At 71.1% G+C, this 20,874-nt stretch carries 19 protein-coding genes; 7 read left to right on the plus strand and 12 right to left on the minus strand.

Going from position 1 to position 20,874, the window contains the following annotated elements; all coding sequences use genetic code 11:
- Positions 1–44: 44 nt before the first annotated feature.
- The 4 genes from MDN94_RS28955 to MDN94_RS28970 form a co-directional block, all read right to left on the minus strand.
- On the minus strand, positions 45–692 hold the full coding sequence (locus MDN94_RS28955) for a GNAT family N-acetyltransferase (protein WP_482728811.1): 648 nt from the start codon (positions 690–692) through the stop codon (positions 45–47).
- A gap of 186 nt (positions 693–878) precedes the next feature.
- Positions 879–1,739: a MetQ/NlpA family ABC transporter substrate-binding protein gene (locus MDN94_RS28960; RefSeq protein WP_482728812.1), complete on the minus strand. Its 861-nt coding sequence runs from the start codon at positions 1,737–1,739 to the stop codon at positions 879–881.
- Between the two features lie 77 nt (positions 1,740–1,816).
- Positions 1,817–2,488: a methionine ABC transporter permease gene (locus MDN94_RS28965; RefSeq protein ID WP_159693773.1), complete on the minus strand. Its 672-nt coding sequence runs from the start codon at positions 2,486–2,488 to the stop codon at positions 1,817–1,819.
- On the minus strand, positions 2,485–3,549 hold the full coding sequence (locus MDN94_RS28970) for a methionine ABC transporter ATP-binding protein (RefSeq protein ID WP_482728813.1): 1,065 nt from the start codon (positions 3,547–3,549) through the stop codon (positions 2,485–2,487). Before MDN94_RS28970 ends, MDN94_RS28965 begins: the two co-directional genes overlap by 4 nt.
- Before the next feature lie 677 nt (positions 3,550–4,226).
- On the opposite strand from MDN94_RS28970, the gene MDN94_RS28975 reads away from it, so the two are divergent.
- Positions 4,227–4,586: a hypothetical protein gene (locus MDN94_RS28975; protein WP_441265333.1), complete on the plus strand. Its 360-nt coding sequence runs from the start codon at positions 4,227–4,229 to the stop codon at positions 4,584–4,586.
- Between the two features lie 2 nt (positions 4,587–4,588).
- Complete coding sequence (locus MDN94_RS28980) at positions 4,589–5,005, plus strand: hypothetical protein (RefSeq protein WP_441265334.1); 417 nt, start codon at positions 4,589–4,591, stop codon at positions 5,003–5,005.
- Positions 5,006–5,037: 32 nt separating this feature from the next.
- Here MDN94_RS28980 and MDN94_RS28985 read toward each other — a convergent pair whose 3' ends face one another.
- From MDN94_RS28985 to MDN94_RS28995, 3 genes are all read right to left on the minus strand, one after another.
- On the minus strand, positions 5,038–5,541 hold the full coding sequence (locus MDN94_RS28985) for a GNAT family N-acetyltransferase (protein WP_482728814.1): 504 nt from the start codon (positions 5,539–5,541) through the stop codon (positions 5,038–5,040).
- A 38-nt stretch (positions 5,542–5,579) separates the two neighbouring features.
- Positions 5,580–6,119 carry a sigma-70 RNA polymerase sigma factor region 4 domain-containing protein gene (locus tag MDN94_RS28990; RefSeq protein ID WP_482728815.1) on the minus strand — a complete coding sequence of 180 codons (540 nt, stop codon included), beginning with the start codon at positions 6,117–6,119 and terminating at the stop codon, positions 5,580–5,582.
- A gap of 159 nt (positions 6,120–6,278) precedes the next feature.
- Positions 6,279–7,436 carry a glycerophosphodiester phosphodiesterase gene (locus MDN94_RS28995; protein ID WP_482728816.1) on the minus strand — a complete coding sequence of 386 codons (1,158 nt, stop codon included), beginning with the start codon at positions 7,434–7,436 and terminating at the stop codon, positions 6,279–6,281.
- 250 nt (positions 7,437–7,686) lie between these two features.
- Between MDN94_RS28995 and MDN94_RS29000 the strand changes: the two genes are divergently transcribed.
- Positions 7,687–8,349 (plus strand): lysophospholipid acyltransferase family protein, encoded by a 663-nt coding sequence (locus MDN94_RS29000; protein ID WP_402249858.1) that lies wholly within the window; start codon positions 7,687–7,689, stop codon positions 8,347–8,349.
- A 112-nt stretch (positions 8,350–8,461) separates the two neighbouring features.
- Here MDN94_RS29000 and MDN94_RS29005 read toward each other — a convergent pair whose 3' ends face one another.
- From MDN94_RS29005 to MDN94_RS29015, 3 genes are read right to left on the minus strand one after another with little or no spacing between them, the layout of a single operon-like run.
- Positions 8,462–10,006 (minus strand): MFS transporter, encoded by a 1,545-nt coding sequence (locus MDN94_RS29005; RefSeq protein WP_482728817.1) that lies wholly within the window; start codon positions 10,004–10,006, stop codon positions 8,462–8,464.
- Complete coding sequence (locus tag MDN94_RS29010; RefSeq protein ID WP_482728818.1) at positions 10,003–10,554, minus strand: TetR/AcrR family transcriptional regulator; 552 nt, start codon at positions 10,552–10,554, stop codon at positions 10,003–10,005. The genes MDN94_RS29005 and MDN94_RS29010 overlap by 4 nt, the downstream gene beginning before the upstream one ends.
- A 38-nt stretch (positions 10,555–10,592) precedes the next feature.
- Positions 10,593–11,930 carry an AfsR/SARP family transcriptional regulator gene (locus MDN94_RS29015; RefSeq protein ID WP_482728819.1) on the minus strand — a complete coding sequence of 446 codons (1,338 nt, stop codon included), beginning with the start codon at positions 11,928–11,930 and terminating at the stop codon, positions 10,593–10,595.
- 161 nt (positions 11,931–12,091) lie between these two features.
- On the opposite strand from MDN94_RS29015, the gene MDN94_RS29020 reads away from it, so the two are divergent.
- The 3 genes from MDN94_RS29020 to helR all read left to right on the plus strand — a co-directional run bounded on the left by MDN94_RS29020 (position 12,092) and on the right by helR (position 16,476).
- Positions 12,092–12,649, plus strand: a complete 558-nt coding sequence (locus MDN94_RS29020) for a hypothetical protein (protein ID WP_482728820.1) — start codon at positions 12,092–12,094, stop codon at positions 12,647–12,649.
- Between the two features lie 237 nt (positions 12,650–12,886).
- Positions 12,887–14,122, plus strand: coding sequence for a glycosyltransferase (locus MDN94_RS29025; protein ID WP_482728821.1), 1,236 nt, complete (start codon positions 12,887–12,889; stop codon positions 14,120–14,122).
- A gap of 155 nt (positions 14,123–14,277) precedes the next feature.
- Positions 14,278–16,476, plus strand: a complete 2,199-nt coding sequence (gene helR, locus MDN94_RS29030) for an RNA polymerase recycling motor ATPase HelR (RefSeq protein WP_482728822.1) — start codon at positions 14,278–14,280, stop codon at positions 16,474–16,476.
- 98 nt (positions 16,477–16,574) lie between these two features.
- Here helR and argH read toward each other — a convergent pair whose 3' ends face one another.
- Both argH and MDN94_RS29040 read right to left on the minus strand, forming a co-directional pair.
- Positions 16,575–18,002, minus strand: a complete 1,428-nt coding sequence (argH, locus tag MDN94_RS29035; protein WP_482728823.1) for an argininosuccinate lyase — start codon at positions 18,000–18,002, stop codon at positions 16,575–16,577.
- Between the two features lie 77 nt (positions 18,003–18,079).
- The gene (locus tag MDN94_RS29040) at positions 18,080–19,273 is read right to left on the minus strand and encodes an argininosuccinate synthase (protein WP_037775206.1); all 1,194 of its coding nucleotides are present in this window, start codon (positions 19,271–19,273) and stop codon (positions 18,080–18,082) included.
- Between the two features lie 146 nt (positions 19,274–19,419).
- On the opposite strand from MDN94_RS29040, the gene MDN94_RS29045 reads away from it, so the two are divergent.
- A complete protein-coding gene (locus MDN94_RS29045; RefSeq protein WP_482728824.1) occupies positions 19,420–20,826 on the plus strand; it encodes a hypothetical protein in 1,407 nt (468 codons plus the stop codon).
- Positions 20,827–20,874 lie beyond the last annotated feature (48 nt).

Below are 20,874 nucleotides of genomic sequence, written 5' to 3' on the forward strand. Positions count from 1 at the left end.
CGGTCGGGCTGCCCTCGGGAGGGGTGTCGTTACGCCCGGGAGGGTCAGTTCCAGTCGGTGTAGGAGGCGTAGCCCGCCTCCGCGAGGCGGTCGGCCTCGAGGTCCTCCGGGAGGAGGCTCCAGACAATGAGGTCGGTGCGGATGTCCACCCAGGCGCCGGTGCCGTCGTCGGGCCGGGTGCGCGCTATCCAGGCGTTGCGCAGGACGCCTTCGCTGATGCAGCCGATCTTCTGTGCCACCTGCTGGGAGGCGGTGTTGTCGGCGGCGGTGCGCAGTTCCATGCGCTCGAATTTCTGGTTGCGGAACAGCCACCGGGCCACGGCGAGCACGGACTCGGTCGCGTAGCCCTCGCCGCGCGCCCAGGGGGCGGTGACGTAGGAGACCTCGGTGGAGAGGGTGCGCCAGTTGGTGTTCTGCAGGTGCACGACGCCGACGAGCCGCTGGGTGAGGAACTCGGTGACGGCGAGCACGATGCCGCGGCCTTCCGTGCGCTCCGCAGGAGCGATCCTGCGCACCCAGTCCTCGGCGTCGGCCGCCGTGTAGGGGTGGGGCACGGAGGTCCAGGCGGTGACCATCTCGTCGTTCATCATCTCGGTGTGGGCCGCGATGTCGGCTTCCTCGTAGGGGCGCAGCACCAACCGCTCCGTGCTGATGGACACGTCCGGGAAGGTGGTAGTCATGCGCAGCTCCATGCCGAAGACTGTCGTTTACGGGTCGAACCTGACGGCGTGTTGGCCGTAAAGGCACAGCATGCAACATCGGGTCCGGGCCGCGCTTGGCCGGGTGCCGGTACGAGGCGGCCCCGCGCACCTTGGTAGGTGCACGGGGCCGGAGTCAAGTAGCTTCTCTTGAGCGTCACTTGACGGGTGCGCGGGTTCTCAGCCCGCAGCGCCGAAGGCGGCGACGACTGAGCCGTCGTACTTGTCCTCGATGTACTTCTTCACCTCGGGCGAGTTGAGGAGCTTCGCGAGCTTCTGCACGCGGGCGTCGTCCTCGTTGCCCTCCTTGACGGCGAGGAAGTTGGCGTACGGGTTGCCTTCGGCCTTCTCGAGGGCCAGGGAGTCCTGGGCGGGCTTGAGGTCGGCCTCGATGGCGTAGTTGCCGTTGATGACGGCGGCGTCCACGTCGTTCAGGGCGCGGGGCAGCGTCGCCGCCTCGAGCTCCTTGAACTTCAGGCCCTTGGCGTCGGCGATGTCGGAGAGCTTGGCGTCGGTGCCGGCGCCTTCCTTGAGGGTGATCAGGCCGTTGTCGGCGAGCAGCGCCAGCGCGCGGCCTTCGTTGGTGGTGTCGTTGGGGACGGCGATCGTCTGGCCGGCCTTGAGGTCCTTGAGGTCCTCGGCCTTCTTGGAGTAGAGGCCGAGGGGCTCGAGGTGGACGTCGACGACCGGGACGATGGTCGTCTTGTTCTTCTTGTTGAAGTCGTCCAGGTACGGCTTGTGCTGGAAGAAGTTGGCGTCCACCTGGCCCTGCTGGGTGGCGGTGTTGGGCAGGACGTAGTCCGTGAACTCCTTGACCTCGAGGGTGAGGCCTTCCTTCTTCGCCAGGTTGTCCTTGACGTAGTTCAGGATGTCGGCGTGCGGCGTCGGGGACGCGGCGACGACGAGCGCCTTGGACGCGTCGGCCTTGCCGCCGCCGTCCGCGCCGGCTCCCGGGTCGGAGGCCGTGCCGCAGGCGGTGAGACCGAGGGCGAGCGCGGCGGTGGCGGTGGCGGCCGCGGCGAGCTTGATGTTCTTACGCACGAAGAGTGCCTCTTTCTGGTGGTGGAACAACGCCCGGACAAGGAGTGCGGGCTGTGTGGGGAGAAGGTTCGGGGGGTTCAGCTCGCGGCGCGACCCCGGCGGGCCAGCAGCCGTACGGCTCCGTCGCCGATGAGCTGGACGACGGTGACGATGGCGATGAGGATCACGACCGTGATGAGCATGAACTGCGTCTCGAAGCGCTGGAATCCGTAGGTGACGGCCTTGGATCCGAGGCCTTCGCCGCCGACCGCGCCGGCCATCGCGGAGTATCCGACGAGGACGATCACGGTGGTGGTGACGGCGGAGACGAGTGAGGGCAGGGCCTGTGGGAGCAGCACCTTGCGCACGATGGTGGGGACGGAGCCGCCCATGGACTGGACGGCCTCGACGAGCCCGTGGTCGACCTCGCGGATCGCCGTCTCGACGAGGCGCGCGAAGAAGGGGATGGCGCCGACAGCGAGCGGCACGATCATCGCTGTGGGGCCGATGAAGGTGCCGACGACGAGGGTGGTGAAGGGGATCAGCGCGATCAGCAGGATGATGAACGGCAGCGAGCGGCCGATGTTCACGATCACGCCGACGACCTTGTTCACCGGGGTGTTCTGCAGCAGTCCCCCCTTGTCCGTGAGGACGAGCAGCACGCCGAGCGGCAGTCCGCCGGCCACGGTGACGAGGGTGGACCAGAGCACCATGTAAAGGGTGTCGAAGGTGCCCTGGCTGAGCAGGGGCTGCATCTCGGACCAGGTCACTTCGCGACCTCCTTGACCGGCTCGGGGGTGTTCTGCGCCGGGACGCGCGCGGGGCCGGGGCCGACGATCTCGACCTGGAGTCCCTGCTCGCGCAGGAAGCCGACGGGGACGACGTTCTCCTCGTAACGGCCGGGGAGCTCGATGCGCATCCGGCCGATCTGCCTGCCGCCGACGGTGTCCATCGCGGCGCCGAGGATCGAGATGTCGATGTTGTACGTGCGCGACAGCTGCGAGATGACCGGCTGGGTGGCGGCCTCGCCGTGGAACGTGACGTCGATGACCGTGCGGCCGGGGCCGGAGGCGTCGCCACCCACGGGGAAGAGCTCCCGGGCGAGCTCGGAGCCCGGGGTGGCGAGCAGTTCGCTCACCGTTCCGGATTCGATGATCTTCCCCTTCCTCATCAGGGCGGCCGAGTCGCAGATCGTCTTGACGACGTCCATCTCGTGCGTGATCAGCAGCACGGTGAGGCCGAGCTGTCGGTTGAGGTCGCGCAGCAGCTGGAGGATCGAGCGGGTGGTCTCGGGGTCGAGGGCGCTGGTCGCCTCGTCGGAGAGCAGCACCTTCGGGTCGCCGGCGAGGGCGCGGGCGATACCGACGCGCTGCTTCTGACCGCCGGAGAGCTGGCCCGGGTAGGCCTTTGCCTTGTCGGCGAGACCCACCAGGTCGAGCAGCTCCAGGGCTTTGCGGGAGCGCTGGTCGCCGGGGACGCCGAGGATCTCCAGGGGCAGTTCGACGTTGCCCTTGACGGTGCGCGAGGACAGCAGGTTGAAGTGCTGGAAGACCATGCCGATGCGGCTGCGGGCCTCGCGCAGTTCCTTGGAGGCGCGGCGGCCGCGGCCGGCGAGGGCGGTGAGGTCCGTTCCGGCGACCGTCACGGTGCCGGAGGTGGGGCGCTCGAGGAGATTGACGCAGCGGATCAGCGAGGACTTGCCGGCGCCGCTCTGGCCGATGACGCCGAAGACCTCGCCTTCACGGACGTGCAGGTCGACGCCGTCCAGAGCGGTGACCTCGCGGCCGTCGCGCGACTGGTAGACCTTGGTAAGGCCCGTAGTGGTGATCACAGGGGTATCCGTCACTGTCGAGTGCACGGCGATGTGTCCGCCGGGCACGGGGCATTTCGGTTCCGACGCGGCGCGGCTGGTTCGGCTGGTGGCCGGGGCAACGCGTGCGCGGGGCAGGCTCGGTCCGAGGCGTTCCTGATCTCCGGGGACGTTCGGACGCGGCGCGGCTGTCGGTCTCGCTTCGGGGCGCGAGGCTCAGGCAGGGGCCCTCAGATGGCGCACATTCGACACATGCGGCGAGCACCGGGCGTCGTGTTCGCCTCGGTCGCAAGGATGCGGCTGCTCGTCGTGGTCATGGCTGCAAGTTAAACAGACGGGCGGGCGACCGAACCGGGCTTGTCCGCATAGCGGACATCATGGTTGCGCCATGTGGACAGTTCCGTCCGCAGCCGTGATCTCTGCGAGCGGTCCCACCGGGACCGGCTCCCCCCGTCGTGACCTGCGCGGACACGCTGCCTGGGCAGGGGGCCCGGGCGGCGCCCGGCGGGCCGTAGCGGTCGACGTCTGTGGTCAAGACCACGGTCGGAGCACCGCCCGCACGCCCCTGCGCGGGGCTACCGCCGGGACCCCGTGCCGGCCGCACGCCCGCGAGTGGGCCAGGGAACGACGGTGCGCTGCCGGCCGTGCGCCCGGGGCCGGGCGCATCGCGGCCCGCGGCCCGTAATACCCTCGAGCCCATGCTTGACGCCCTGACGGTCGCGGTCGGTGTGACCGCGCTCGCCCTCGCCGCCTGGTGCGGTTTCGCCGCCTACAAGGACCAGCCCACCAAGGACTGGCACTTCATCGGTATGGCCGTGGTGACGGTGCTGGCGTTCGCACAACTGGTCGTGGGGATCGTGCGGCTGGCGCAGGGCGACGAGGCGTCGGAGGGCACGGCGATCTTCGTGTCCTACTTGATCGGTTCGGCCCTCGCGGTGCCCGCGGCCGGTTTCCTCTCTCTGGCGGAGCGGACCCGCTGGGGCTCCGCGACGGTGGCGGCCGGCGCGGTGGTGCTCGCGGTGCTCGAGGTCCGGCTCCACGACATCTGGGGAGGCTGACGATGGCCGAGCCCACCACGGACGCGAAGCGGCCGGCGAAGCTGGTCGCGGGCCCGGGACTGCTGCTGGTCTGGCTCTACGGCGTGATGTCCGTCGGCGCCGTGTCCCGCTCCGTCTACCAGATCCTCACCGACTTCGGCAGCGCACCGCTCGCTCATGTGTTGTCGGCCGTCGCCGCCGTCGTGTACGCCTTCATCACGTACACGCTGGTGCGGGGCGGCGAGACGGCCCGCAAGGCGGCGCTGGTGTGCTGCGCCGCCGAGCTGGCGGGCGTCCTGATCGTCGGGACGTGGACGGTCCTCGACCCTTCGGCGTTCCCCGACTCGACCGTGTGGTCCGAGTACGGGATGGGCTACATCTTCATCCCGGTGCTGCTTCCGGTCACCGGGATGCTCTGGCTGCGCCGCGCACGCGGCTGACGCACAGCGGTGCGGCGCGGTTCGGCGGGCCGTCAGGCGCTGGCGACGTACGCGCCGGCGGAGGTCTCCTTCTCCAGTGTGACCAACGTCAGCCGCGGGCCGACCTCCTCGCGGGAGACCGGGACGTAGCCCCTGCTGCGGTAGAGCCGCAGATTGCTCTCGCTGCGGTGGCCGGTGAACAGCTGGAACCGCTTGGCGGCCGGGTCCCCGGCGAAGCGCGCCTCGATCGCGTCGAGCAGCCTGCCGCCCAGACCGTGGCGCTGCATCCGCGGATGGACGATGAGCTTGGTGATACGGGCCGTCCCCGTGGCATCGACGCTCGCGCGCACGGAGGCGACGACCTCGTCACCGAGCCTGGCCACGAGCGCCGGCCCCTGGGTGATCTCGGCGCGGAGGTCGGCGAGCGACTGGGTCAGGGGCTCGATGCCGTAGTCGCCGTAGAGTTCGGCCTCGGTCTGATAGCACAGATACTGCAGCTTGAGGATGTGCTCCGCGTCGGTCTCCGCCGCCGCCGAGATGGTCACGCTCATGCCCATGTGCGCACGCCTCCCGCTCACCTGTCACCGCCGGTTGTCTACCGCTCCTTTCCCCGATGTTCAGGAGCTGCAACCTCTGCCGCCAGCATTCTGCGCAGACATCCCAGGCAACGGGAACGCATCGGCCCCAGACTTCCTTGTGAGATACCCAACGTCCCTGCGATTTCCCGGTAGGTGGGGTCGTGCGGCGCCAACATCGCAGTCAGCAGACGGGGGCAGTTCCCGGGGGTGCGGGCGACGGCCGCCCGCAGTACCCGGCGCCGCTCCTCCAGCAGCGCGGCGCGCTCGGGGCCGCCCGCGGGGTCGGCGGAGGGCTCGTGGCGGTACGGGAGTTCGCGTGCGGCCGTCCGGCGGGCACGGCGGGCTTCCGCGCGTACGGCGGCCTTGACCCAGCGGGCGGCGTCGGGCGGCGGGCCGCCGTCGCCGAGGCGTTCCAGGAGCCGTACCCACACGGCCTGTTCGAGGTCGCCGGCTTCCATGGCGGCGCCTGGCGCTTCCGCCGTCGCCTCCGCGCTCACGAGCGCCTTGAGGGCGCCGACGACCTGTCCGGAGGTGGGGGGCTCTTCGAGAACGGTCATGCCGGGCGGGACGGCCCGGGGCCGGCCGTGGTTGCCCGGCCGGGGCGCGATCACCCGTACGGGGCGCCGTCGGCGCCCCTTTCCCGTGCCGCGCCCGTGACGGGGCGTCAACCTCGCGGATGCACAGGCCCGGGAGGCCGGCGCCGCCGGCCGCCGGTGTCAGGCGGTGAAGTCGGACGCGGCCAGCAGGCCGGTGTCCGGGTTGTCGGTGAAGATGCCGTCGATGCCCGTCGCGAAGTACGCCTTGTACGCACCGAAGACGTCGCCGTACGCGTTCGGATCGGTGCCGCGCCGGAAGTCGGCGGGCAGGAAGCTGTTCTCGTTGCGCATCGTGTACGGGTGCAGGACCAGGCCCCGCGCGTGGGCGTCCCGCACCAGCGTCGTGGGCTCGGTGAGCCGGCCGTTCGCGTCCTTGGGGATGACGAGGTCCAGCAGCGGGCCGATCCCCTGGGCGAAGCCCGCGATCCAGTCCAGGCCGTCCGGCTCGACCAGATCTGCCACCGTGCGCGGGTCGCCCGACTCGCGGAAGTCCCACGGGCGGTCGTCCGGGGTCCACAACAGGACGACACGCGGAGTGCCCACGAGACGGGCCATGCGCTCCATACTCGTCAGCTCGAAGGACTGGAGGAACGTCGGGGAACTCGCGCGGTGCCGCCCGTACCGGCGCAGCAGCTTCGCCAGGCGCTCCTCCAGACCGAGACCGATGTTCCGGAAGTAGGTGGGGTGCTTGGTCTCGACGTAGAGCCACACGGGGCGGCCGCGGCGGCGGCCCTCCTTCTCGGCCCACTGCAGCACCTCCTCGAAGGTGGGCACCGTCCAGCGGCCGTCGTAGAGGGTGTTCTCCTGCCGGGTGCCGGGGATCCGCTCCTTGGCACGCAGCGTCTTCAGCTCGGCCAGCGTGAAGTCCTCGGTGAACCAGCCGGTGAGGCTGACGCCGTCGACCGACTTGGTGGTCCGGCGAGAGGCGAACTCGGGGTGCGCGGCGACATCGGTCGTGCCCGTGATGTCGTTCTCATGACGGCATACGAGGTGCCCGTCCTTCGTGGGCACCAGGTCCTGCTCGATGACGTGCGCGCCCATGTCGAGGGCGAACTGGTACGCGCCTATGGTGTGCTCGGGCCGGTATCCGCTGGCACCGCGGTGGGCGATCACGGTGGGGACGGGCAGGGAGCCCCGGTCCTCGCCGGACGGGCGGACAGCGCCGGTGCGCTCACCCGCCCGCGCCGCGCCCGCACCGGCCCCGAGGGCCGCGGTGGTGAGGACCGCGGCTCCCAGCACGCTCCGACGCGCCGGACTGCTGCTCGCACCGTGTGTCATGAAACGTTCCTCCATGTGATGTACCGCGTGTGATGTCCCGCACCTGCCAAGCAACGCCTGATGGTAGGCAGTTACCTCTTACCTGCGGCAGACCCTGCGCGAACGCGTCGGAAACACACGTCAACACTGCGTATCACCTCGGTGAACCCGATGTGCGAGCGAGGGCGACCCGCGAGTATCGTCCTCACCTGCACAGACTTCACCGGTCATAACCGCCCGTCCCATGACACCGGAGGACCCGTTGTCCCGCTTGACGCTCATCAAGGCAGTGCTCGGGCCGATCCTGCGCCTGATGTTCCGCCCGCGTGTGGAAGGGGCGGAGAACATCCCCGGGACGGGGGCCGTGATTCTCGCCGGGAACCATCTCACCTTCATCGACTCCATGATCCTGCCGTTGGTCTGCGACCGCCCGGTGTACTTCATCGGCAAGGACGAGTACGTCACGGGCAAGGGCCTCAAGGGTCGCGCGATGGCCTGGTTCTTCACCGGCTGCGGCATGATCCCGGTCGACCGGGACGGCGCCAACGGCGGCGTGGCCGCGCTGATGACGGGCCGCCGGGTGCTGGAGGAGGGCAAGATCTTCGGTATCTACCCCGAGGGCACCCGCTCCCCCGACGGCCGTCTGTACCGGGGCCGTACCGGCATCGCGCGCCTCACCCTGATGACCGGCGCGCCGGTGGTCCCCTTCGCCGTCATCGGCACCGACAAGCTCCAGCCCGGCGGCGCGGGCCTGCCCCGGCCCGGCCGGGTCACGCTCCGCTTCGGGAAGCCGATGGAGTTCTCGCGCTACGAGGGGATGGACCGTGACCGCTATGTGCTGCGGGCGGTGACGGACTCGGTGATGTCGGAGGTCATGCGGCTGTCGGGGCAGGAGTACGTGGACATGTACGCGACCAAGGCGAAGGCGGCGTAAGCCGCTTCCCAACCCCTCCCCGCCCCTTCCCGAACCGGGGCAGGCCCCGGTTCGGGAAGGGGCGGGGAGGGGAAAGGCACGCCGCAGGCAGCACCCCGCGCCGCCGACCCCGTCAGTGCTCGACGTCCTCCGCCAGCTTCTGCCCCCGCAGCAGGAACCACGCCACCGCCGCCGTGGTGAGGAGCACGACCGCCCCCACCCCCGCAGCCATCCGCAAGCCCTCGGTGAACGCTTCCTGCGCCGCCGTGACCAGGGCTTCCGCGCGGGCCGGCGGGAGGGCGGCCGAGGCCTCCACCGCGCCGCCGAGCGACTCGTGGGCGGCCGCGGCCACGTCCGACGGCGTACCGTCCGGCGCGGTGAAGCCGCGGTAGACGCCGGTGACGATCGAGCCGAGCACTGCGATGCCGAGCGCCGCGCCCAGCTCGTACGCCGTCTCCGACACCGCGGACGCGGCTCCGGCCTGCTCCTTGGGAACGCTGGAGAGGATCACATCCGCGGTGACCGTGAACGAGAATCCCGCGCCCGCGCCGACGACCAGCAGCGACGCGCCGAGCAGCGGGTAGCCGGTCGACCCGGTGAGCAGCGTCAGCACGGCGAGGGCCAGCCCGACGGCGGCCAGGCCGCCGGCGACGACGGACCGTACGGAGAACCGGCGGGCGGCCCGGCCCGCGACCAGCCCGGTCGCCACCGCGCCGATCGCGGCGGGCAGTTCCGCCAGTCCCGCCTCGAACGGTGCGCGCCCTTGGACCAGTTGCAGGAACTGGGACAGGAAGAACACGAGACCCGACAGGCCGAGGATGGTCAGCAGGTCGGCGAGCACCGCGCCCGAGAATCCGCGGTGCCGGAACAGCCGCATGTCGAGCAGGGGCGCGCTCAGGGTGAGCTGCCGGCGGACGAAGCCGTACAGGCCGGCGGCGCCGGCGAGTGCCGCCACGCCCGCTTCCCAGCTCGCCCCGTGAGTGGCGGCCTCCTTGACGGCGTAGACGACGGCGACCATGCCGACGAGGGACAGGGCCACGCTGAGGAGGTCCCACGGGCCGGTGACCGGGTTCTTCGACTCCGGCAGGAGCTTGACGCCGACGACGACGAGGACCGCCATCACGGGCAGGTTGATCAGGAAGACGGAGCCCCACCAGAAGTGCTCCAGCAGAAAGCCGCCGACGACGGGGCCCACTGCCGCGCCCGCTGACGCGGCGGCGCCCCAGATGCCGATGGCGAAGCTGCGTTCCCTGGGGTCGTGAAAGATGTTGCGGATCAGCGCCAGCGTGGAGGGCATCAAGGTCGCGCCGGCGACGCCGAGCAGCGCCCGCGCGAGAATCATCATCTCCGGGGTGGTGGCGTACGCGTTGAGAACCGACACGGCTCCGAAGGCGACGGCTCCGCTCAGCAGCAGCTTCTTGCGGCCGATGCGGTCGCCGAGGCTGCCCATGGAGACGAGCAGTCCGGCGATGACGAACGAGTAGACGTCGCCGATCCACAGGAGCTGGGTGCCGGTCGGCGCCAGGTCCTCGCTGAGGAACGGGGTGGCGAGGCCGAGGACGGTGGCGTCGACGGCCACGAGGAGGACGGCGAGGACCAGGACCGCGAGGGCCAGCCAGCGGCCGGGGCGGTACACGGTCTCGTCCGTCCCTGCCGTGAGCCGGACGGTGCTACTCATTGATCCACTCTCCGTAGTGCTCCGCCGAGCAGCAGCTCGGCGGTCATGTGCTGGAAGTCCTTCTTGGCGACGCGGCCGTCCATGACGGCCCAGGCGCAGGAGCCGACAAGGGCATAGAACGCCTCGGTCAGCCAGGCCGGTGTCAGATCGATGCGGAACTCGCCCTCGTTCTGGCCTCGCCGGAACAGGTCGGAGACGCGGGCGTCGAGGCGGGCCCAGCCCTCGTTGATCTCGTCGCCCTCGAAGAGCTGGTTCTCGCTGTAGAGAAAGGCCAGCAGGTCCGCCGCCGGCTGCATCTCGCTGATCAGCCGGCGCAGAGCCTCGGCGGCGCCGTCCTCGTCGAGTCGGGCCCGGTCGATCGCCGCCTCGAACTCCTGGATGCCGAGCTGTTCCAGCGCCCTGACGAGCGCGTCACGGCCGGCGAAGTGCCGGTGCAGGGTGGCGCGGCCGATGCCCGCGGCCCGGGCGACCTCGTCCATGGTGGCGGTCGATTTCCGGGCGAGGAGGGCGGCGGCGGCGCGCAGCACGTGGTCTCGATCCATGGCCATGGGACAAGCATAGACCATGTGAGACATCATTGTCTCATTCAGTGCGCAGACGTCTCTTTTCCGCAGGTCCGGAGGCTGCACCATCTACGCCGGCCGCTACTGTCCTGGAACAGCCAACCGCAGTCGGCACCGGGACAGGCACGGACGGTGAACCTCCCCGGGTCCGCCAGCAGCTCGGCGGCGCTGCGGGCCACGGCGAGTACCGGCAGCCGCAGACCGGCGGACGGGGACATTCGCCAGTGGCCGAGGCCGTCCTCGCCTCGGACGAACACCGACTCCTTCGCGGCGTCCTCCGCGACATCCGCCACCGCCTTGAACGCCCTCGCGTCGTCGGGACCGGTCAGAGCGGCGTACAGCTGCGCACGGAACTCCCGCGCCTCCTCCAGAACGGCCGCGGCCTCGTCCGGCCGCTGCCGCGCCCGCTTCAGCAGCCCGGTCACCAGCCAGTCCTCCGCGAGATCCAGATGCCTCGCCCAGACGGCGAGCGTCCGGTAGCTGCGCAGCCATTCCGATCCGGGCAGGCCCGGCCCGCCCCAGCCGGCGTAGGTGTTGCAGAACTCGAGCGCCGGATGGCCGCTGGTGGTCCAGGGCAGCCACTCCTCGTCGACCCGTGCCGCGTAGAGGGGCGCGGGCGGGCGGTTCAGCCGGGGATCGCCGTGCAGCATCCGGTCGTGGAGGGTGTTCAGCGCGGCGCCGGGCTCGATGCCCAGGCCGGTCACCAGCGACTTGCGGGTGACGCGGTACAGCTCGAGTGCGTCCGCCTGCCGGCCGCTCCGGTACAGGGCCGTCATCTGCGCGGCGACGAGCCGTTCCCTGCCGGGATGCGCGCGGGCGAGCGGCGTCAGGTCGGTGACGACCCTGTCGTGCATACCGAGCTCCAGCTGGGCCTCCGCCCGCTGTTCCAGCGCGGACAGCCGGAGTTCGTCGAGTGACCCGCCGAGCCGTTCACGCAGTCCGTCGTCCGCGACGTCTTCGAGCAGCGGCCCCCGCCATAGCCCGAGGGCCCGGTCGAACAGGCGCACCCGCTGGGCCGCGTCGGCAACGCCCCCGGCGCGGCGAGCGAGGTCCGTGAACTCGTGGGCGTCGACCGCGTGGACGCCGGGGTCGAGGACGTAACCGTCGTGGCGTGTCTCGACGCGGACCCCGTACGCGCCCAGCCGGGCGCGGAGTCGGCCGATGTAGGTGTGGACGGTGCCCCGCGCGGACGTGGGCCCGTCGCCGTCCCACAGCAGTTCGATGAGACGGCCGGTGGTCACGACCCGTCCCGCCTCCAGCAGGAGGATCGACAGCAGGCAGCGCTCCTGGCGGCGGCTGCCCACCGGGACACGCTCTCCTTCGTGACGGGCCTCGAACGGACCCAGCAGCTGGAACTCCATGGCAGCCGCGAGCCTAATTGGCGGGCGCGACGGTGCACAGCGGTGGTGAGGGCGTGGTCAGACGGCGGGGACAGGCTGGGGCGGACAGCGGGGCCACTGCCCGGTCCGGTCCTTCCCGGCCCGGTCACGTCTCGGTCGGACCACCTCTTCAAGGAGTCTCCATGCTACGAATCGCCTTTGCCCTGGCGGCAGTTGCCGCGACCACACTCATAGGCGCCGCGCCCGCGTCCGCCGCCGCGCCCGCCGCGCGGTCCGCCGGTGTCGACGCCGGACTCGCCGCCGGCCTCGACACCGGCTGGGAGCCGGCGCCGTCCGCGCCCTGGGACGTCGCGGCGGGCCTGCGCTGCGACTTCCCCGTCCACGGCGAACCCGTCGTGGACGAGGTGGTCCGGCGCGTGCTGGACAGCCACCCCGACGGAAGGCCGAAACTGGTCGCCTACAAGGGAGACCTGATCGTGCGGGTCACCAACAAGGAGACGGGCGACTCCTACCACGCGGACGTCAGCGGCGCGGCTGTCGTCGACTACCGCACCGACGGCTCCCAGTTCTGGTCGGTGCTCGGCCCGGTACTGGTCGGGGTCGGCGAGGGCGCCGGCAATCTCGACCGGGGCCTGTACGTCGTGGACGGCGTCTACACCTTGGACATCAGCCCGTCCGGCTACAAGAAGGTCACCATGGCCCATGGATCGACGACGGACATCTGCGATCAGATCGACTGACCGGCTCCCCGCGACCTGCATCCGCGTCCGGCGGGTTGTCCGTCCGGAGAGACGAAGCTGCCCGTCGGGGCTGCAGGTCCGGAACTCTCCGTCCGGAGGTACGAAAAAGGGCAAGGGGGCTGTGCCCACTCCTTGCCACTCTCAAGGTATAGCGCACTGGGGGGCTTGCGGCAAGGCCCCTGTCGTGACGCAGAATCTCCGGCCTGAGCCGGAATCTGCGGAAGCGAGAGTCACGAAATGCGAGTGTTGTTGTCGACGTACGGGTCGCGCGGTGACGTCGAACCGCTGGTGGGACTCGCGGTGCGGCTGCGGGAACTGGGCGCCGAGGTACGGGTGTGCGCGCCGCCGGACGAGGACTTCGCTCAGCGGTTGGCGGGCGTGGACGTACCGATGGTGCCGGTCGGCCCGTCGGCGCGCGCGCTGACGACGGCCGCACCGGCGCCGGCGTCCCTGCCCGAGCGCGCGGCCGCGTTGATCGCCGGTCAGTTCGATGCGATCCCCGCGGCCGCCGAGGGATGTGACGTTCTGGTGGCGACGGGCCCGATGCCGGCCGCGGCCGGCGCGCTGTCGGTGGCCGAGAAACTGGGCATCCGCTCCGTGTCCGTGACCTTCCAGCAGCTCACCCTGCCCTCGCCGTACCACTCGCCGCTGGCGTACGCGGGCAGGCCTTTCCCGCCGGACGTGACCGACAACCGGGTGCTGTGGGATCTGGACAAGCAGAGCATCGACGCGCTGTTCGGCGAGGCGCTCGACATCCACCGGGCGTCGATCGGTCTGCCCCCGGTGGAGCACGTCCGCGACTACGTGGTCGGCGACCGCCCGTGGCTGGCGACGGACCCGGTCCTCGACCCGTGGCTGGAGCCCGCGGATCTCGATGTGGTGCAGACCGGCGCGTGGTTCCTGCCGGACGAACGCCCGCTCCCGGACGCGTTGGAGGCGTTCCTCGACGCGGGCGAACCACCGGTGTACGTCGGCTTCGGCAGCATGCCCCTGCACGGTTCGCCGGACGCCGCCCGCGTGGCCGTCGAGGCCGTCCGCGCACAGGGCCGCCGCGTACTCGTCTCCGGCGGCTGGGCCGATCTGGCACTGATCGACGACCACGACGACTGCTTCGCCGTGGGCGAGGCGAACCACCAGGCGCTGTTCGGCCGGGTGGCCGCCGTCGTGCACCACGGCGGCGCGGGCACCACGACGACGGCCACCCGTTCCGGCGCACCGCAGGTGGTTGTGCCTCAGTCGGTGGACCAGCCGTACTGGGCGGGCCGGGTGGCCGAGTTGGGCATCGGCGCGGCGCACGACGGTCCTGCCCCGACCTTCGAGTCCTTGTCGGCGGCGCTCGCGACGGCCCTTGCGCCAGGGACCCGCGACCGGGCGCGGGCCATGGCCGGCAAGGTCCTTACCGACGGTGCGACGGTGGCCGCGAAGCTGCTGCTCGATACGGCCGGCGGAGAGAGGCCGCCCGTGTCCGCGTGACATCACGCGACCGCCGAGCCACGAACCGGAAACACGAGTGCACGCGCACGTGGCCCTCATGGCCATCGCCCACCATGGCCACCGGATTCGTCACGCCGGTCCCGACGCCTTGTTGCGCGCAACGACTGCAAGCGGCCTCACATGGGAGCAATGACGTGAACCCCCTGACCACCAGCGCCTTCGACCTTCCCGACCGCCTCTCCCCCAAGGCCGACCCGACGCTGATCGCCGGCGACGAGCAGCACTTCGCTGCCATCGCGCAGTGCCTCGAGGAGTCGATCGCCGAACTGACCGACCGCCTCGACGCCGAGCGCCGGGCACCCGGCGGCACCGGCCGGCAGGCCATGGACCGTGACATGGAGATCCACCGGCTGACCGCTCGCCTGCGCGCACTACGCCGCTTCGGTCTGGACCTGTGCCTCGGGCACATGGTGGGCGGCGCGGACGACCCCGAGCCCGTCTACGTCGGACGGCTCGGCCTCAAGGACAGCACGGGCCGCCGACTGCTGCTCGACTGGCGCTCTCCCGCGGCCGAGCCGTTCTTCGGAGCAACCCACGCCGACCCGATGGGTCTGGCGAGCCGCCGCAGATACCGCTGGACCCGCGGCCGGATCAGCGACTACTGGGACGAGGTGTTCACGGCGGACGGGTTCGCCGGACATGCCGCGCTCGACGACCAGTCCGCCTTCATCGCCAGCCTGGGCAGCAACCGGTCGCCGCGGATGCGGGACGTGCTCGGCACGATCCAGGCGGACCAGGACGCCGTCATCCGCGCGGGGTCCCGCGGCGCTCTCGTCGTCGACGGCGGCCCGGGTACGGGCAAGACCGTCGTCGCTCTGCACCGCTCCGCCTACCTCCTCTACTCCGATCCTCGCCTCGGTCACCGCCGCGGCGGGGTGCTGTTCGTCGGTCCGAGCCGGCCCTACCTGAGCTACGTCTCCGACGTCCTCCCCAGCCTCGGAGAGGAGGGCGTGCAGATCTGCACCCTGCGTGACCTCGTCGCCGAAGGAGCCGTGGCAGAGGTCGAGGCCGACCCGGAAGTGGCCCGCCTGAAGTCGTCCGCGGACCTGGTGCACGCGATCGAGAAGGCCGTCGCCTTCTACGAGGAACCGCCCACCAAGGGCATGACGGTCACGACCCACTGGTCCGACATCCGGCTGAGCGCCCACGACTGGGCCGCGGCGTTCGAAGCGGCGGAGCCCGGTACGCCGCACAACGAGGCGCGCGACCAGGTGCTGGAGGAACTGCTGACGATCCTGGTGGACAAGCACGGCGCGGACGGCGCGGACGACGTCCCGCCCGAACTGCTCCGCAAGTCCCTGCGGGGGAACAGGGAGTTGATCACGGCGCTCGACCGCGCATGGCCGCTGCTCGAAGCGGCCGACCTCGTGGGAGACCTGTGGTCGGTACCCGCATACTTGCGGATGTGCGCGCCCTGGCTCGGCCGGGACGAGGTCCACAAGCTCCAGCGCGCGGAACCCCGGGCCTGGACGGTGTCCGACCTGCCGCTCCTGGACGCCGCGCGGCAGCGGCTCGGCGACCCGGAGGCGTCACGACGCAGGCGTCGGCACGAGGCCGTCCTCGCCGCCCAGCGCGAGCGCACGGCGCAGGTCGTCGACAACCTGATCCAGGCCGCGGCCGATTCGGGCGCCGACGGCGACGACGGCGAAGGCCTGGTGACGATGCTGCGCGGCGAGGACGCCAAGGTCAGTCTGGTCGACGACTCCGAACTGCCCGCCGTCGAACCGGACCTGCTCGCCGGACCGTTCGCACACGTCGTCGTGGACGAGGCCCAGGAACTCACCGACGCCGAGTGGCAGATGCTGCTGCTGCGGTGCCCGTCCCGGAGCTTCACCATCGTCGGGGACCGCGCCCAGGCCAGGCACGGGTTCACGGAGTCGTGGCAGGAGCGGCTCGAGCGGGTCGGGCTCGACCGGATCACCCTGGCGTCCCTGAACGTCAACTACCGGACGCCGGAAGAGATCATGGCCGAGGCAGAGCCGGTGATCCGGGCGGCGCTCCCCGACGCCAACGTGCCGAAGTCCGTCCGCAGCAGCGGCGTCCCCGTCGTCCACGGATCCGCTTCGGAGCTGGACACGATCCTCGACGGCTGGCTCGCCGCGCATGCCGACGGGACCGCCTGCGTCATCGGCGCCGGAGACGTCGAAGAGGGCACAACCCGATCGACGTCCCGGGTCCGGTGGCTGACCCCGGAGCTGTCGAAGGGGCTCGAGTTCGACCTGGTCGTCCTGGTCGACCCTGACGAGTTCGGCGAGGGCGTCGAGGGAGCGGTCGACCGCTACGTGGCGATGACCCGGGCGACCAGGCAGCTCGTCGTCCTCACGAGCTCCTGACGTCGGCGGGAAAGAAGCGGCGCATCGACGCCGGACCGGTCGGAGCGGTCCGGCGTCGATGCGCCGGGAGGGGGCGGCGGTGCCGTGGCGCCCCCGCGTTACTGCTTGGCCGTGGCCCAGGCGTGCTGTATCACCAGGTCGGCCTTGACCTCGTTGAGCTGGGTGGCGACCGCCGAAGGGGCGGTGCCACCGCGGCCGTTGCGGGAGGCCAACGCGCCGGGCACGTTCAGGACGGTGCGGACCTCGGGCGTGAGGTGCTCGGAGATCTTGGCGAACTGCTCGTCCGTCAGCTGGTCCAGTTCGATGCCCAGTTGCTCGCACTCCTTGACGCACTCGCCCGCGACCTCGTGCGCCACGCGGAACGGCACGCCCTGCTTGACCAGCCACTCGGCGATGTCCGTGGCGAGCGAGAAGCCGGCCGGGGCGAGCTCCTCCATCCGCTCGCGGTTGACGGTCAGCGTGGCCATCATGCCCGTGAAGGCGGGGAGCAGGACCTCGAGCGTGTCGCAGGAGTCGAAGACCGGCTCCTTGTCCTCCTGGAGGTCGCGGTTGTACGCGAGCGGGAGGGCCTTGAGCGTGGCCAGCAGCCCGGTCAGGTTGCCGATGAGCCGGCCGGACTTTCCGCGCGCCAGCTCCGCGATGTCCGGGTTCTTCTTCTGCGGCATGATCGACGAACCGGTGGAGAAGGCGTCGTGCAGGGTCACGAAGGAGAACTCCTTCGTGTTCCAGATGATGATCTCCTCGGCGATCCGCGAGAGGTTCACGCCGATCATCGCGGTGATGAAGGCGAACTCGGCGACGAAGTCCCGCGACGCGGTGCCGTCGATGGAGTTGCCTGCCGAGCCGCGCTCGAAGCCGAGGTCGGCGGCGACCGCCTCCGGGTCGAGCCCGAGGGAGGAACCGGCCAGAGCCCCGGAGCCGTACGGGGAGACGGCCGTGCGGGTGTCCCACTGGCGCAGCCGCTCGGCGTCCCGCGAGAGCGACTGGACATGCGCCAGGACGTGGTGGGCGAAGAGGACCGGCTGCGCGTGCTGGAGGTGCGTACGGCCGGGCATGGCCACGTCCGGGTGGGCCTCGGCCAGGCCGACGAGGGCGTCCTGGAGGTCGGCGATCAGGCCGCCGATGATCCGGGCGTGGTCGCGCAGGTACATCCGGAAGAGCGTGGCGACCTGGTCGTTGCGGGACCGGCCGGCGCGGAGCTTGCCGCCGAGGTCGGGGCCGAGACGCTCGAGGAGGCCCCGCTCGAGGGCGGTGTGGACGTCCTCGTCGGCGATGGTGCCGGTGAAGTCGCCGGACGCCACGTCGGCCTCGAGCCGGTCGAGCCCGTCGAGCATCCGCGTCAGCTCGTCGTCGGTGAGCAGGCCCGCCTTCCGCAGGACGCGGGCGTGGGCACGGGAGCCGGCGATGTCGTACGGCGCGAGCCGCCAGTCGAAGTGCACGGACGCGGACAGCTTCGCCAGCGCCTCTGCCGGACCGTCGGCGAAGCGGCCGCCCCAGAGCCGGACGTCACCGTTGTTGCTGCTCACAGCTCGAGCTCCTTGGATGAGGGTGTGAAGGCGCCTCCCCGCCGCGACGAGGAGGCGCACTGTTCAACGCAGGCGGGTTACGCCAGGTCCCGCTTGGCGGCGATCTTCTGCGAGAGGCCGAAGATCTCGATGAAGCCCTGCGCCTTGGACTGGTCGAACGTGTCGCCCGAGTCGTAGGTGGCGAGGTTGAAGTCGTACAGCGACTCGTCGGACTTCCGGCCGGTGACGACGGCCCTGCCGCCGTGCAGGGTCATCCTGATGTCGCCGGTGACGTGCTGGTTGGCCTCGTTGATGAAGCCGTCCAGGGCACGCTTGAGCGGGGAGAACCACAGGCCGTCGTAGACCAGCTCGCCCCAGCGCTGCTCGACCTGCCGCTTGTACCGGGCGAGCTCGCGCTCGACGGTGACGTTCTCCAGCTCCTGGTGCGCGGTGATCAGCGCGATGGCGCCGGGGGCCTCGTAGACCTCGCGGGACTTGATGCCGACGAGCCGGTCCTCGACCATGTCGATCCGGCCGATGCCCTGGGCGCCGGCCCGCTCGTTGAGCTGCTGGATGGCCTGGAGGACGGTGACGGGCTTGCCGTCGATGGCGACCGGGACGCCGGCCTTGAAGGAGATGACGACCTCGTCGGCCTCGCGCTGCTCGGCCGGGTTCGAGGTGTACTCGTAGATGTCCTCGATCGGCGCGTTCCAGATGTCCTCCAGGAAGCCGGTCTCGACAGCCCGCCCGAAGACGTTCTGGTCGATGGAGTACGGCGACTTCTTGGTGGTGGCGATCGGGAGCTGCTTCTCCTCGCAGAAGGCGATCGCCTTGTCCCGGGTCATCGCGTAGTCACGGACCGGGGCGATGCACTTCAGCTCGGGCGCGAGGGCGACGATGCCGGCCTCGAACCGCACCTGGTCGTTGCCCTTGCCTGTGCAGCCGTGGGCGACGGTGGTCGCGCCGTGCTTCTTGGCGGCGGCGACGAGGTGCTTGACGATCGTCGGCCGGGAGAGGGCGGAGACCAGCGGGTAGCGGTCCATGTAGAGGGCGTTGGCCTTGATCGCGGGGAGGCAGTACTCCTCGGCGAACTCGTCCTTGGCGTCGGCCACCTCGGCCTCCACCGCACCGCAGGCGAGCGCGCGCTTGCGGATGACGTCCAGGTCCTCGCCGCCCTGGCCGACGTCCACGGCAACGGCGATGACCTCGGCGCCCGTCTCCTCGGCGATCCAGCCGATGGCGACGGAGGTGTCCAGGCCGCCCGAGTAGGCGAGTACGACGCGCTCGGTCACGGGTTTCTCCTTACGGTGCATACGCTGATGGGTATAACTATGCAGTCCTCCGTATGGTTTGTCAATCGACGGGGAAACCCGCTGGTCGGCGCTGCTCTCCCGCTCCTAGGGTGGGCCGCGTTCATCGGCTCGGGAGGGGCGGCGCAATGGGCAAGCGGTGGAACGACGCGGCGGCCAGGGAGGCCGTGCGGCTCCTGCTGGAGGGGCGCACGGCGAGCGAGGCGCTGGACTTCGACGACCCGGTCTGCTGGACGGCACTGGACGAGGCCGCCCGGGCCTTCGGGCGGTACGGGTGGGAGGAGTACGACCCAGGGGCGTCCCACCGGCTGCGGCAGCGGCCGGAGACCGCCCTGTGCCACCCGGACGGGCGGGTCCGCGAGGACGCGCTCGCGACCGGTCCCCGGACGCCCGCCTTCTGGCACCTCGTCGTCGTGCGCTGCACCGACTGGGCGGAGCCGGTGCGGCTGCGCGCCCGCGCACTGCTCAAGGAGCGGCTTGGAAGCGGAACGGAACAGACCCTGCGCGCACTCACGCCGCTGGTGCTGCGTCTGGGCCGCCGCGAGGAGGGCGCCTGGGCGCGAGACCTGTTCGAGGCAGCGCTGCGCGCCGTTCCGCAGCTCGCCCCGAGCCTCCTGCGGGACACGCGGGACAGCGCGACGCGGCGTCTCGCCGCGCGGATCATCCTGGACCGCGGCCTGCTGGACGTGCGGGCGCTGGCGCGCCACGCCGCAGACGACCGGGATCCGGCCCTGGCCCGGCTGTGGTCCGACGCGGCGCTCGCCGGGATGGCGGCCGACGGATCCGACGACCGTGCCGTCGACATCCTGCTCGGCGGGCGCCTGCCGTTCGTACGGTCGGCGGGGGTCACGGCGCTGCGGCGGGCGGGGCGGGCGAAGGAGGCGGTGCACCACCTCGCCGACCGGTCGGCACTGGTACGTGCCTGCGCGCGCTGGGTCATCAGCCAGGACGGCGGCGATCCGCACGCCTGTTGTCTCGAGCTGTGCGAGCACCTCGACACCGTGGCGCCCTACGTCGTCGCCGGACTCGCCGAGTGCGGACGGCGGGAGGACGCCGCACTGCTCCGACCGCTGCTGAGGCATCCGTCCGACGGCGTACGGGCGCAGGCCGTGGCCGGACTGCGGCTGCTCGAATCGGCCTCCGTCGAGACCGTGCTCCCGCTGGTGGACGACCCGGCGGCGGCCGTCGCCCGCGAGGCGGCACGGGCGCTGCTCCCGTACGCCCGCAGGCTCTGCGCGGACCGGCTCACCGAGCGGCTGGCGCCAGGGTGGCCCACCCCGACGCGCCGGGCCGCATTCCGGCTGCTGCGGGAGCAGGGCGGTCTCGTCCGACTCCGGGCTTCCGTGGCCCTGCTGGCGGATGGCGACCCCGAATTGCGGGGCACTGCGGAATCTTCGGTGCAGCAGCTGACCTGGATGCGCGAGGTCCCCCCGGGTGACGCCGAGGTGGACCGGCTGCTCCGGCAGTGCGCGCACCTGTTCAGCGACCACGTCATGGACCTGACGCGCCGGCGGATCGGCCTCGCGCCTGCCTGACCGCTCCGCCGCAGAGGCCGGCCGAGGGCCGGGGGATCACGGCGTCGA

This window comes from Streptomyces sp. WAC00040 (assembly GCF_056835925.1).